The sequence below is a fragment of the Bradyrhizobium sp. 141 genome (assembly GCF_023074055.1).
Lineage (GTDB): Bacteria > Pseudomonadota > Alphaproteobacteria > Rhizobiales > Xanthobacteraceae > Bradyrhizobium.
Genome location: NZ_JADPKR010000058.1, coordinates 1 through 14,199 on the forward strand (window position 1 = coordinate 1; position 14,199 = coordinate 14,199).

At 65.1% G+C, this 14,199-nt stretch carries 10 protein-coding genes; 1 reads left to right on the plus strand and 9 read right to left on the minus strand.

The window, feature by feature from the left end; genetic code table 11:
• The first annotated feature begins 366 nt into the window (after positions 1 to 366).
• Positions 367 to 3,711: a PAS domain-containing sensor histidine kinase gene (locus tag IVA81_RS16710; protein ID WP_247319976.1), complete on the plus strand. Its 3,345-nt coding sequence runs from the start codon at positions 367 to 369 to the stop codon at positions 3,709 to 3,711.
• A gap of 198 nt (positions 3,712 to 3,909) precedes the next feature.
• Here IVA81_RS16710 and IVA81_RS16715 read toward each other — a convergent pair whose 3' ends face one another.
• From IVA81_RS16715 to IVA81_RS16755, 9 genes are all read right to left on the minus strand, one after another.
• A complete protein-coding gene (locus tag IVA81_RS16715) occupies positions 3,910 to 5,883 on the minus strand; it encodes a methyl-accepting chemotaxis protein (protein WP_247319978.1) in 1,974 nt (657 codons plus the stop codon).
• A 204-nt stretch (positions 5,884 to 6,087) separates the two neighbouring features.
• The gene (locus tag IVA81_RS16720; protein WP_247319980.1) at positions 6,088 to 7,260 is read right to left on the minus strand and encodes an acetyl-CoA C-acyltransferase; all 1,173 of its coding nucleotides are present in this window, start codon (positions 7,258 to 7,260) and stop codon (positions 6,088 to 6,090) included.
• A 265-nt stretch (positions 7,261 to 7,525) separates the two neighbouring features.
• Complete coding sequence (gene serA, locus IVA81_RS16725; protein ID WP_247319982.1) at positions 7,526 to 9,115, minus strand: phosphoglycerate dehydrogenase; 1,590 nt, start codon at positions 9,113 to 9,115, stop codon at positions 7,526 to 7,528.
• 219 nt (positions 9,116 to 9,334) lie between these two features.
• Entirely contained in the window at positions 9,335 to 10,507 is a 1,173-nt protein-coding gene (locus tag IVA81_RS16730) for a phosphoserine transaminase (RefSeq protein WP_247319984.1), read from the minus strand.
• Positions 10,508 to 10,588: 81 nt separating this feature from the next.
• Positions 10,589 to 10,795, minus strand: coding sequence for a hypothetical protein (locus IVA81_RS16735; RefSeq protein ID WP_247319987.1), 207 nt, complete (start codon positions 10,793 to 10,795; stop codon positions 10,589 to 10,591).
• A 160-nt stretch (positions 10,796 to 10,955) separates the two neighbouring features.
• Entirely contained in the window at positions 10,956 to 11,420 is a 465-nt protein-coding gene (locus tag IVA81_RS16740) for a GNAT family N-acetyltransferase (RefSeq protein WP_247319988.1), read from the minus strand.
• Positions 11,421 to 11,436: 16 nt separating this feature from the next.
• A complete protein-coding gene (locus IVA81_RS16745) occupies positions 11,437 to 12,027 on the minus strand; it encodes a glutathione S-transferase family protein (RefSeq protein ID WP_247319989.1) in 591 nt (196 codons plus the stop codon).
• 69 nt (positions 12,028 to 12,096) lie between these two features.
• Positions 12,097 to 12,984: an outer membrane beta-barrel protein gene (locus IVA81_RS16750; RefSeq protein ID WP_247319990.1), complete on the minus strand. Its 888-nt coding sequence runs from the start codon at positions 12,982 to 12,984 to the stop codon at positions 12,097 to 12,099.
• 168 nt (positions 12,985 to 13,152) lie between these two features.
• Complete coding sequence (locus tag IVA81_RS16755; RefSeq protein ID WP_247319991.1) at positions 13,153 to 13,983, minus strand: outer membrane beta-barrel protein; 831 nt, start codon at positions 13,981 to 13,983, stop codon at positions 13,153 to 13,155.
• Between the last annotated feature and the right edge of the window lie 216 nt (positions 13,984 to 14,199).

Genomic DNA, 14,199 nt, shown 5'->3' on the forward strand with positions numbered 1-14,199 from the left:
CCTAAGCGGTGCCACACGGGGACTCTCCCCGTCGGGCAGCGCTTAGGTGCTTGATCAACAACCCGCACCTTTTGCTGGGCCCCCTCTCCCTAACCCTCCCCCACAAGGGGGGAGGGAACGCACCTGCTTCGGTGCGCTCAGCGCCTCTCATCTCATCAGGTGGCCTATGTCTGCCCCACCTTCGAATCCCTTGGATGAACCGGGCGCCGGCTTGCGGGCGTGGGCGGATTAAGGTTATCGCGGCTTTGGGGGATCTCCGAAGGGCCGGGCCGTGGACCTGCCCGCGGCCGCGGGCGATACTAACCCTTTCTTAAGGCTGTCATTCCCGGCAGCCGCCAGCTTCAAGCGTGAGATACAGCCGGTCGGATGACGAGTTCGGATTTCCAGTTGCGAGGTGTGGGCGATCCCCGGCTGGCCGTGCATGCGACTTCTCAGCTGCCCGCCTGGCTGTGGTCGATCGACGGCGCGCGCGTGCTGTGGGCCAATCCGGTCGGCGCAAAACTGTTCGGCGCCGCAAATAGCGCAGCACTCGCGGACAGGATGTTTGGTCCGGCGGACAGCCATCGCCGCCAGGTCGCCCGGCTCGCCCGGCAACTGCCGGCGAACGGCTCTGTGCGGCTCGAACGTCTGCGCGGTTTCGGCGCCCGGCTCGGCACGCTGATGACCTGCGCCTGCGCCCGGCTCGACTTTGCCGACGGCAGTCATGCGGTGCTCGTCACCGCGATGGATCCGACGCTGCGCACCATGCCGCTGATCGAGCGGCTGCTTCGTCTGGTCGACGGCGCAAAGGTGCCGATGGCGGCGTTCGCGCCCGACGGCCTGTTCGTCGGCGCCAGCGAGGCCGCACGCTCGCTGCTCGGCTTTCGCGACCTCGGCGAGGCCGGCCTCGACCGTGCGCGCAGCGATGCGCTGCGCGAGGGCCGCGCCGCGACGCCGATCGGGATCGGCCAGATGGTGCTGCAACGGGTTGGCAGCGGCGCCGATGTCGGCCTGGTCGCGCTGATCGAGCCGGCCGCCGCCGCGCAAGCTGCGCCTGCCGAGGCCGTGCCCGAGTGTGCACCAAGCGAGCCGCCGTCATCGCACGAGGCGCCTGAAGGCATCGCCTTGTTCGACGCCTTCGCCGAGCCGGTCGAGGCGCCCGCGGGCGGTGCGACGATCGCGGGCGAACCGCAGCAAGCCGCAACGGTTCAGGACGCGGTCGAGGAGACTGCTCGAGAGCCGGCGCACGACCGGACCAGCGAAGCCGCGGCCAAAACTCCGGTTGAAAACCCGTCAGCAGCCATTGTGTCGCCGCAGGCGGCGCCGATCACTATCGGCATGGTTGAGCCGCCGTCGGGCCAAGCCTCGTTGAGCCAAGAGCCGCCCGCACCGCGTCAGCATCCGCTGCGCTTCCTCTGGCAGATGGATGCAGAGGGCCGCTTTGTGCTTCTCTCCGACGAGTTCATCCGCCTGATCGGCGCGCGAACGGCCGCAGGCTTCGGCCGCCCTTGGCGCGAGATCACCGAGCAATTCTCGCTCGATGCTGATGGGCGCGTCGCACAGGCGCTGGCAAGCCACGACACCTGGGCCGGGATCACCGTGAACTGGCCGACCGACGGCGGCGCGCCTCTGCCGGTCGAGCTCGCGGGCCTGCCAACTTACGACCAGTCGCGCAATTTTGCCGGCTTCAAAGGCTTCGGCGTCTGCCGCGATCTCGACGCCCTCAACCGGCTCGATTCGCTGGGGCGTTTCGAGCTGCTGGCCGAAGCGCCGCCTCCGCCGATCGAGCCGCCCACAGCCGAGCCTGAGCCAACACCCGAACCCGAACTGCCTGAACCCACAAGCGACGCGAATTCACATCCAACCGAACCGGACACGCCCGTGGAAACGCCCGTGGAGCCTCCCTTGGAAACGCCTCCCAATGTCGTGCCGTTTCGCCCGCACGGCGATGCCAGGTCACAAGGTGACCAGAGATCGCCGACGCTGACGCCGGTCGAGAACAGCGCGTTCAACGAGCTCGCCCGGCAATTGTCCGAACGCCTCGAACGCGAGCGCGAGACGATCGCGGCGGACAGCCCCGAGCCGGCGGCGGAGATCCTTGCCGAACCACCGGCGCCCGAGCCCGAGCCGCCGCACGCGCCGGCGCAATGGCTGACCGAGCCCGCGCCGCCGGCCCGCGGCGCCAGCGCGCGCGACCGCACGCTGCTCGACCTGTTGCCATCAGGCATCCTGATCTACCGGCTCGACCGCCTGCTCTACGCCAACACGGCGTTTCTCGCGCGCATGGGCTATGCCGACATCCATGCACTGGAGGCTGCCGGCGGGCTGGATGCGCTCTATGTCGAGCCCGGCGTGTCCTCGGCCAGCAGCACCTCGCAAGCCGGCACGCCTGTCACCATCAGCGCGACGGTTGCGAACGGCGAGCAGCCGCTTGCGACGACGAGTGCGCATCTGCACACGATCGACTGGGACGGCGAGAGCGCGCACGCGCTGATCTGCGCGCTGCCGCAGGCTGCACCTGTCGTCACCGCGCCCGGCATTGCCGAGCCCGTCGTCGCCGAGGCGGTTGCCGCCGAGACCATCGTCCCGGAATCCTTCCCTTTCGAAATCGAGCCCGCGGCCGGCGAAGCCGAGGCCGAAGATCTCGCCGCGATCCTCGACACCACCGCCGAGGGCATCGTCATGTTCGATGCCGAAGGCAACATCCACGCCTGCAATCGCAGCGCCGAGGCGCTGTTCGGCTATGACGGCACGGCGCTGCTCGAGCAGAATCTGGCGACGCTGTTCGCGCCCGAGAGCCAGCAGATCGTCGCCGACTATTTCGAAAGCCTGAAGAGCCAGGACATCGCGAGCCTGCTCGACCACGGCCGCGAAGTGCTGGGACGCGAGAAGAAGGGCGGCGTCATTCCGCTCGCGATGATCATGGGCCGCACGCGGCCCGACGGCCCGAACTTCTTCGCCGTGTTCCGCGACCTCTCCCAGAGCAAGAAGGGCGAGAGCGAGCTGACGCAGGCCCGCCGCCTCGTCCACAGTGCGGCCAACGCGAAAGCCGACATGCTGGCGCGGATCAGCCACGAGATCCGCACGCCGCTCAACGCCATCATCGGCTTTGCCGAGGTGATGATCTCCGAACGTTTCGGCACGCTCGGCAACGAGCGCTACGGCGAATACATGAAGGACATCCGCGCCTCCGGCGAGCGCGTCATCGCCATCATCGACGATTTGCTGGAGCTGTCGCGGATCGAGACCGGCAAGCTCGACCTCAACTTCGCCAACCTCAACCTCAACGATCTCGTCGAAGCCTGCGTGACTGTGATGCAGCCGCAGGCCAATCGCGAGCGCATCATCATCCGCACCTCGCTCGCCCATGCGCTGCCGCAGGTCAGCGTGGACGCGCGCGCGATGCGGCAGATCACCATGAATCTGATCTCGAACTCGATCAGGCTCGCCAGCGCCGGCGGCCAGGTCATCGTCTCCACCGCCCTGTCCGACCGCGGCGAGATCGCGCTGCGCATCCGCGACACCGGCCACGGCCTCACCGAGCGCGAAGTCGCCGCCGCGATGGAGCCGTTCCGCACCCCGCCGCCCGGCGATGCCGCGGACAGTGCGGCGCTGAGCCTGTCGCTGACCAAGGCCCTGGTCGAAGCCAACCGCGCCCGCTTCAACATCAAGAGCGCCGGCCACGGCACGCTGATCGAAGTGATGTTCGCCCCGGCGCTGGCGGGGGCGTAGCAGATCTCGGTGCTCTCCCTCTCCCGCTTGCGGGAGAGGGTTGGGGAGAGGGTATCTCCTCGATGGGACAGTCCCCTAGAGGAGAGAGCCCTCACCCGCGCGCGGGACGATGCTTCGCATCGCCCGGAGCGCGCGACCTCTCCCGCAAGCGGGAGAGGTTAGGCCCGCGGCGCGATCGATCTGCTCCACTGCCAGCGCTCACGCCGCGCGCACCGTATCCAAGAACCTGCTGACCTCGATCTTGAGCCGGCTGCTGTCGTTCGACAGCGACTGCGCCGCGGAGAGGACCTGCGAGGAGGCCGAGCCGGTCTCGGTCGCGCCCTGGCGCACGCTGGAGATGTTGGCGCTGACCTGCGTGGTGCCGGCGGCGGCGTTCTGGACGTTGCGCGAGATCTCGCTGGTCGCGGCGCCCTGCTCCTCCACCGCGGCGGCGATGGTGGAGGAAATCTCCGACAGCCGTTCGATCGTGCCGCCGATGGTCTTGATGGCGCCGACCGAATCCTCCGTTGCAACCTGGATGCTCGAGATCTGCTGACCGATGTCGCCGGTGGCCTTCGCGGTCTGCTCGGCGAGCGCCTTCACTTCCGAGGCCACCACGGCAAAGCCGCGCCCGGCTTCGCCCGCGCGCGCGGCCTCGATGGTAGCATTCAGCGCCAGCAGGTTGGTCTGACCCGCGATGGCGTTGATGAGCTCGATCACGTCGCCGATGCGCGCGGCCGCCTTCGACAATTCGCTGACGCGATCGTTGGTCTGCCCGGCCTGGCTGACGGCCTCGCCGGCCATGCGCGCGGAGGCCTGCACCTGACGGCTGATCTCGTTGACGGAGGCGGTGAGCTCTTCCGCGGCGGAAGCAACCGACTGCACGTTGGTCGCGGCCTCTTCCGAGGCAGCCTCCACCAGCGTGGCAAGCTCGGTCGACCGGCTGGCCGTGGTGGTCAGGGACGTGGCCGAGGCCTCGAGCTCGTTGGCCGCCGACGACACCGTCTCGACGATCTCGCCGATCGCGCCCTCGAAATCGTCGGCCATCCTGATCATGTCGGCGCGGCGGCGCTCGGCGGCGAGCTTGTCCTGCCTGATCTTCTCCTCGGCTTCTTCCTGCGCCTTCCGCTCGGCATTGATCTTGAACGTCTCGACCGCTTGCGCGATTTCGCCGATTTCGTCGGGACGGCCGAGCCCGGGAAGAACGATGGCGAAATTGCCCTTGGCGAGCTCGATCATCGCCGCTCGCATCGCGGACAGCGGCTTGGAGACCGACCGCCCGATAAATACGCCGAGGCCGAGCACGGCGGATGCAATCAACGCGATGGCGACGCCGATCCACCATTGAATGCCGTCGCGCTCGACATCGTTCAGCCGGTCGGCTTCGATGCGGATCCCGTCGACCGATTTCGACACCTGCGCGATGACCGGCTCGACGGCGGAGAACGCCTCCGACATCGCCTTCTGCCGGGCCGCGAGCGTTAGCGCTGCGTCCATCCAGGCGGAAAAATCGCGCTGATAATCGGCAAGCTTCGCCCGCAGCTCCGTCTTCGCGGCATCGGACATATCGGCAGCATCGACCCCCGACAGGAATTCGCCCGCGCGCTTCTTCATGTCCTCGCCGTATTTGGCGTCGCGGCGCAGCATGAAATCCTTCTCGTGACGGCGCATCATCAGCATGGTCACGCGGAGCGGGGCATTGTGCAATTGATCGACCCTGGCTTCGATGTCGTGCACGGAGGCGCGCAGTCGCCCCTCGAGGCCGGACTTCTCGTCGAGCCCAAGCCGCTGCTTGGTCTCGACCACGGCCGTGAAATGCGCCTGATAATCCCGGAGCGAGGCATTCATCGCGTCGATCTGGCGCGCGAGGTCCGGCTTGCCGAGCGCAGCGATCCCGCCGCGCAGCTTCTCGATGTCGACGGCAACCTCCCTGCCGATCTCGACCTGGCGCTGCGCCTTGCCGGCGTCATTGCGCAGCAGGAAATCCTTCTCGGCGCGGCGGGCCTCGAGCAGTTCGATCGCGATCCTGCTGTTCAGCTCCTGGATCGTGCGCGCGTTCTCGGCGGCATCGCGATAGACCCCCATCGCGCGCTCGCCATAGAGATGGATGCCGCCGATCAGGACGACGCCGACGACGCCGATCACGCCGATGGCCGTGATCTTGTGAGTGAGACGAAGGGAAAGGAACCGCATCTGATGAAACCCGATGATGGCAAATACGGTTGATCAAGCGCTAATGGGTAAAAGCTTCCGTTAATTTGCGGGTACGTACGAATACGTGTATTCGTCACAATACTCGCCCTTGTGCACGGTGGGGTGCACAAGCCGGCTAAAAAAAGAAACACGGCGCTTGAGGCGCCGTGCTTCCTGTCTTCACGCCGTGGAAAGCGGATCGGCTCAGCTGTAGATTTCGAACAGCCCGGCGCCGCCCTGGCCGCCGCCGATGCACATCGTCACCACGCCCCACTTGGCCTTGCGGCGCGCGCCTTCCTGCAGCAGATGGCCGGTGAGACGGGCGCCGGTCATGCCGAAGGGATGGCCGATCGCGATCGAGCCGCCGTTGACGTTGTACTTGGCGGGATCGATGCCGAGCTTGTCGCGCGAGTAGAGGCACTGGCTGGCGAAGGCCTCGTTGAGCTCCCAGAGATCGATGTCGTCGATCTTCAGGCCCGTGCGCTTCAGAAGCTTCGGAATCGCAAAGACAGGACCGATACCCATCTCGTCGGGCTCGCAACCGGCGGTCGCCCAGGCAACGAAGCGGCCGAGCGGCTTGAGTCCGCGCTTCTCGGCATCCTTGGCTTCCATCAGCACCACAGCCGCGGCGCCGTCCGAGAGCTGGCTGGCATTGCCGGCGGTGACGAACTTGCCGGGGCCCTTCACCGGCTCGAGTTTTGCCAAACCTTCCAGCGTGGTCTCGGGCCGGTTGCACTCGTCGCGGTCGACGACGTAATCGACAATCGACTCCGCCTTGGTCTGCTTGTCGACGACCTTCATCTTGGTCTTCATCGGGACGATCTCGTCCTTGTACTTGCCCGCCTGCTGCGATGCCGCCATGCGGCGCTGCGATTCCAGCGAGAACTCGTCCTGGTATTCGCGGCTGAGCTTGTAGCGCTCGGCGACGATGTCGGCGGTGTCGATCATCGCCATGAAGATATCGGGCGCGACCTTGAGCAATTCCGGATCGATCGTCTCCTTCGGCGTCCCGCCGCCCGGCATCGAGATGCTTTCGACGCCGCCCGCGACGATGCAGTCGGCGCCGTCGGAGCGGATCGAGTTGGCGGCCATCGCGATGGTCTGGAGGCCCGAAGAGCAGAACCGGTTCACCGAGACGCCGGCCGTCGTCGTCGGCAGGTCGGCAAGCAGCGCGGCCTGACGGCCGATGTTCGGCGCCCCATGGGCGCAATTGCCGAGATAGCAATCCTCGACATAGTCCTTGTCGACACCGGCCCGATCGACCGCGTGCTTGATGGCATGGGCCGCGAGCGACATCGGCGGCGTGATGTTGAACCCGCCGCGGCCTGATTTTGCGAGGCCCGTGCGCGCATAGGAAACGATGACGGCTTCACGCATGTGTTTTCTCCCTTGTCGAACGAATTTGAACGGAGCGTCCTGAGGCCATTGGTACACAAAGTTGGAAGGCTGCGGGAGAAATAAAAACGCCGCCTCCAGGTGATGGAGGCGGCGTTGTTCCGCGGGTCGGAATATCAATGTGAGCGTCACTCCATCCGCTCGTCATGCCCGGGCTTGACCCGGGCATCCACGTTCTTTCGCGCATCGGGCAAGACGTGGATGGCCGGGACAAGCCCGGCCATGACGCAAGTGGAGGTAGTGCGCCCTAGAACGTCAACGCCTTGGCCTGCTTGACCTGCGGCAGCGCCTGCACCTTGGCGAGCAGATCCGCCGGCACCGCGCCGTCGACCTCGACCAGCGCGATGGCATCGCTGCCGGGTGCGACGCGGCCGAGATGGAAGGTGGCGATGTTGATCTTGGCATCGCCCAGCAGGCTCGCGAACTGGCCGATGAAGCCCGGCTTGTCCTCGTTGGTGATGTAGATCATCGACTTGCCAAACTCGGCGTCGACGCGGATGCCCTTGACGTCAACCAATCGCGGCTTGCCGTCATGGTACACGGTGCCGGAGACCGAGCGCTCCTGGCGCTCCGTCGCCACCGTCACGGTGATCAGGCTTTCGTAGTCGCTCTGCGCGGCGCGGACGATCTCGTCGACCACCATGCCGCGCTCCTTGGCGACGACGGGCGCGGAGACGACGTTGACCTCGCCGAGCATCGGGCGCAGCAGGCCCGACAGCACGGCGGAGGTGATCGCCTTGATCTTCATCTCGGCGACGTGGCCCTCATAGGTGATCTCGACCTTGAGGATGCCGCTCTCGGTGAGCTGGCCGGCAAACGAGCCGAGCTTCTCGGCGAGCGCAATGAACGGCTTCAGCTTCGGCGCCTCTTCCGCCGTGATCGAGGGGAAGTTGACCGCGTTCGAGATCGCGCCGGTGAGCAGGTAGTCCGACATCTGCTCGGCGACCTGGAGCGCGACATTCTCCTGCGCCTCCGTGGTGGAGGCGCCGAGATGCGGCGTACAGATCACGTTGGGATGGCCGAACAGCGCGTTCTTGGTGGCGGGCTCCTCGACGAAGACGTCGAAGGCGGCGCCGGCGATGTGCTTGGAATTGAGCGCATCGACCACCGCCTGCTCGTCGACGAGACCGCCGCGGGCGCAGTTGATCAGGCGCACGCCCTTCTTCATCTTGGCGATTGCGGCCGCGTCGATGATGTTCTTCGTCTTCTCGGTCAGCGGCGTGTGCAGCGTGATGAAGTCGGCGCGCTTGAGCAAATCGTCGAGCTCGACCTTCTCGACGCCGATGTCCCTGGCGCGCTCGGGCGACAAGAACGGATCGAACGCGATCACCTTCATGCGCAGGCCGAGCGCGCGGTCGGCGACGATCGAGCCGATATTACCACAGCCGACGACGCCGAGCACCTTGCCGGTGATCTCGACGCCCATGAAGCGGTTCTTCTCCCACTTGCCGGCCTGGGTCGAGGCGTCGGCCTGCGGGATCTCGCGGGCGAGCGCCAGCATCAGGGTGATGGCGTGCTCGGCGGTCGTGATCGAATTGCCGAACGGCGTGTTCATCACGATGATGCCCTTGGCCGTGGCGGCGGGGATCTCGACATTGTCGACGCCGATGCCGGCACGGCCGATCACCTTGAGGTTGGTCGCCTTGTCGAGGATCTTTGCGGTCGCCTTGGTCGCGGAGCGGATCGCAAGGCCGTCGTAATTGCCGATGATCTCGGCGAGCTTGTCCTTGTCCTTGCCGAGATTGGGCTGGAAGTCGACCTCGACACCGCGGTCTTTGAAGATCTGCACGGCGGCGGGCGAGAGCGCGTCGGAAATGAGAACTTTGGGTTTGGTCATGGGGATGTGTCCTTCACCGTCCCTAAGGGAGGATCGGCCCGAGGGCCGGAATGGATGAGTGTCTCGGAAGCTTGATGTTCTCCCTCTCCCCGTTCTTACGGGGAGAGGGCTGGGGTGAGGGGCAGCCACAGGCGAAGTGCTCGTGGAGAGAGCCCTTCACCCGGAGCGCTGCGCGACCCGGCCTCTCCCCGTAAGAACGGGGAGAGGCGAAAAAGAAACTTACGCCGCCTTGGCGAGCGCGGCCTTGGTCTCGGCGAAAGCCCAGTCGATCCACTGGGTCAGCAGCTCGACGTCCTTGGCTTCGACGGTGGCGCCGCACCAGATGCGCAGGCCGGCCGGCGCATCGCGGTAATAGGCGAAGTCGTAGCCGGCGCCCTCCTTCTCGACGAGGGCAACCAGCTTCTTCGAGAAGTCGGCTTGCGCATCTTCGGACAGCGAGGTGATCGCGGGATCGGTGAACTTGAGGCACACCGAGGTGTTGGAGCGGATCGCGGCATCCTTGGCCAGGAAGTCGATCCACGGCGTCTTCGCCTTCCAGTCGGCGAGCACCTTGGTGTTGGCGTCGGCACGCGCGATCAGCGCCTTCAAGCCGCCGATCGACTTGGCCCAGTTCAGCGCATCGAGATAATCCTCGACGCAGAGCATCGACGGCGTGTTGATGGTCTCACCGACGAAGATGCCTTCGTTGATCTTGCCGCCCTTGGTCATGCGGAAAATCTTCGGCAGCGGCCAGGCCGGCTTGTAGGTCTCGAGCCGCTCCACGGCGCGGGGCGACAGGATCAGCATGCCGTGCGCAGCTTCGCCGCCGAGTGCCTTCTGCCAGGAGAAGGTGACGACGTCGAGCTTGGCCCAGTCGAGCGGCTGGGCGAATGCGGCCGACGTCGCGTCGCAGATGGTCAGGCCGGTGCGATCCGCCTTGATCCAGTCGGCGTTCGGCACGCGCACGCCTGACGTGGTGCCGTTCCAGGTGAAGACGACGTCGCTCGCGGGGTCGACCTTCGAGAGGTCGGGGATTTCACCGTAAGCCGCGTTCAGCTTGGTGACGTCCTTGAGCTTCAATTCCTTGACGATGTCGCTGACCCAGCCTTCGCCGAAGGATTCCCAGGCGAGCGTGGTGACGGGGCGGGCACCGAGCAGCGACCACAGCGCCATCTCGACCGCGCCGGTATCGGAGGCGGGCACGATGCCGATGCGGTAATCGGCGGGCACCTCGAGCACTTCGCGCGTCAGATCGATCGCGAGCTTGAGCTTGGTCTTGCCGACCTTCGCGCGATGCGAGCGGCCGAGTGCTGCGTCCTTGAGATTTTGGGCATTCCAGCCGGGGCGCTTGGCGCAGGGGCCGGAGGAGAAATGCGGCACGTTCGGCCGCGAAGCGGGCTTCGCTACAGTCATAACATCTACCCTTCCAGATAGTCAGCCTCCCGTTGGGGGGAGGTGTCCCGCCGCGGCTGATACGGGAATCGGGCAGAGCAGTCAAGGAAGTTCCGGCGCCTCACGGCGGCTTGATGGTGCTTCCGCGGCGATACCAGGGGATTCAACGACCGCGAGCGCGTTCAGCAAGTCCGTGGCCTCGCTGATCAATTGCGCGGCCCGGCGGCGGCTGCTGACTTTCAAAATGCATTTGTCATCGGCCTGCACAACGTAGTCGTTGCCGACCTTGATCATCGAATAGCTTGTCATTGAAATCCCCGAACCGAGGCGAGCCCCGGTGTCAGACGCCGCCGTAGCACCGATCGTTCCTTCATCAACGTGAACGACCGACGGGTAGTTTACCGGCTCTTAACATGAACGAATGCGCGACCTGAATTTGCTGATTGCACAAGGTCCGCAAGCAGCTGGCTCAAAAGCGGACAGTCATGCCGACGTGACTCGCTGTGAATCCGAGCCGCTTGTAGAAACGCTGCGCATCGACGCGCGTCTGATGCGTCAGCAGTTCGACCAGATTGCAGCCGCGCGCCTTTGCTTCCGCGATCGCCCACTGCACCAAACGCTCGCCAATGCCGCGGCTGCGACAATCGGTGGCAACGCGTACGTCTTCGAGCAGGCCACGCACGCCGCCTTGCGAGCTGATGCCCGGCAGAACAGCAAGCTGTAGGCAGCCGACCACCCTGCCCTCGCTCTCGGCAACCACGAGCGTCAGATTCGGATCGCGCTCGACCCGCGCGAATGCGTCGTAGTAGGCGGCGGGCAATGGATCCTCGACGCGTTCGCGCGCGCGGCCGAGATGATCGTCGGCGAGCATCGCCACGATCGCGGGAACGTCGTCGCGATGCGCGCGGCGAATGGAGACGGATTCGGCGCTCATGTCGAAAACTCCAACCTCAACGCGCCGGCGGAAGGCCGAGAAACGCTTCGACTTCGCCGATCCAGCGGCGGACGGAAGCATAACGGCCGAGGTCGAAGCCGCCTTCATGCGCCACGCGGGTATAGGCGAGCAGGGAGACATCGGCGAGCGAAACGTCCTCGCCGGCGAAGAAACGGCTGGCCGCCAGATGCTGCTCCATGCGGTCGAGCGCCGCATAGCCGCGCTTGACCTTTTCAGGATCCAGTTCGGACGCATCCTTGCCGAGATAGACGAGGAGGAAGCGGCACACCGCGATATAGGGCTCGTGGCTGTACTGCTCCCAGAACAGCCATTCATCCATCTTGGCCGCAGCAAAGGCTTCGCGCGGAACGAGCGCGCTGTCGCGGGCGAGGTAGCGGATGATGGCGTTGGACTGCGCCAGCGTGCGGCCGTCGTCGAAGGCGATTGCCGGCACCTGGCCGGCACCGTTCATCTCAAGGAATTGCGGCGTGCGCGTCTCGCCCTTGCGCGTGTCGATCTCGATCCAGCGGTAGGGCAATGCGAGCTTGTCGCAGACCCACTTCACCTTGAGGCAATTGCCGGAATTGCTGTCGCCGTAGATCTTCATCGCTGCCGCCCCGCTTTGGAGCGACAGAGCATCAGGACGCGGGAAAGTTGTCAACCAGACCGGACAAGCTCAAAATTTGTAGCCAAGTCCGACATGCGCGTTGTTCAGCGACACTGAGGTGTTCATGATGGGCGAAAACTGCACGTACTCGTATTCGACCCGCGCGAACAAGCCTCCCCACAAGCAGTATTCGAGCCCGATACCGGCGGTCCAGCCGACTACGAAGGCATTGGTTTTGTGCTGGGTCTGCGTCTGCGACTGCGTTGGAACGGGGTTCGTCGTTCCCGGCACGATTGTGGTGTTGCCGAATCCATCGATCGTCGTCGTATCGGTGCGCAGTGTTACGTTGCTGGAAACGGTGCGGGAAACGTCCATGCGGCCGACGGCTGCGCCGCCGAAGACGTACGGCATGAAGTCACCGCCATCCCAACCCATGCGCCCACGCAACGTGACCACATCCTTGACCTGAGCCGTGGCCGCCCCAGTCAGAGTCACGTTCCAATGGTTGAAGGCACCCGGGGGCACGGTGTCGCCAGGCGGGTTGATGATGTCGAGAGCGTTGGTGCCGGTCGAGGCGGACTTGAGATTGTTGAAGTAGGTGTAGGTGCCTTCGAGACCGAGCACGGCGTCGTACCATTGCCAGTTACGGCCGACGAAGCCGCCGAAATTCGTGCTCTGCGCCGTGTTCTTGCTGAGAAGCGACCAGGACGAGGTCGGCTGCTGAAGCACGCTGTCACGGAAGATGTAGTTGGTCAGGCCGACCACGCTCTGGCCGAAGTCGGTTGCGTCGGTCGTGTAGCCGAAGTGACCGCCGGCGTAGAAGCCATCCCAATTATGGCTCGTCTTCGACAGGCCATCGGTGAAGCCGCCGCGCAGGATCGGCAGGTCCGGCATGTCGGCCGCGTGCGCGGCAGACACCGTCCCCAACATCGCTGCCGCCAACATCAGCCTACGCATCGCAACGCTCCATCGGACTCGAACTGTTGCGATGATCATCGCCTGTTAACCTTAACCAATGGTTGCGTCGGCCGCTTTCGTCGCGACCAGGCCATGAAAAATCCGCAAAGCAAAACGGCGCGGGATGATCCCGCGCCGTTAAGAAGTCCTAACCGATCAGTCTGCCGATCAGCCCTTGGTGACCAGCGGCGGCGGCATGTAGGCCGGCGGGCTGTTGAGATCCCAGCGCACGCCGAGCTTGATGTCGTGCGAGGTGATGTCCCTGACCTTGATCGACGTCGGGCCCGAGGCGCTGTTGTCGAACAAGCGGTAGTTGCCGGGCGCCGCGTCGCCGAGGTTCATGTAGCTGTAAGCGAGTTCGACGGTGAACCCGGGATTGACCTTGTAGGCGAGACCGGCGTGAGCGGCCCAGGCAAGGTTCCACTTTCCGTTGTCGGCGAAGTAGGCGACGCTGTTGTTGAGCAGCGGGTTGTATGACACGCCGTCGTCGCGGAAGCCGCTGATCTTGTTGTAGGAGCCACCGACACCGGCGCCGATGAACGGGGTGATGCACCACCAGGTGCCGAGATCGACATAGGCGTTGGCCATGACGACCCACTCGGACTTGCTGCCGCTGTAATTGTTGACGCCGACGAAGCCGGGGCCGACGACGTTGTCGCTGCCGTGCAGATTGGATTTACCACGGTACTGGCCGATCACGTCCGCGCGGAACCAGTTGTTGAAGCGATAGCCGACGCCGAGATCGAACAGCCCGGCCGAGTCGAAGCCGAGGCCTTCCGTCGACTTCGAATACCCAGCCGGCAGGGCGCTCTCGATGTGCTTGGCGCTCTGGTTGGTCATGCCGATATCGCCACGGAGATACCAGCCGCCGAAGTCGGCGGGCGGAGCCGGCGGCGCGTACATGGGAGGGGGCGCCGCGATCGGCATATCGGCGGCAAACGCCATCGACGAGATCAGGGTTGCCGCACCCGCGGCAAGGAGAGACTTAACGCTACGCATTGGCTTCGTCCTTTTGGCCGGTGAGGCAAATACGCAGGCCTCACGTTCTGGAAACTCACGGAGCGGACGATGCCAGCAAATGTTTAAGCGCCACTTAACCCTAATTTTTAAGGTTGATTTTTTCTCTACCTGCACGCGGATGCGGCTGGAGCGTTGCAAAAATGCGGCGGTCGCGCGCCGCAATTGCTAACGATTGATGAAGCCGCAATGCAGCGA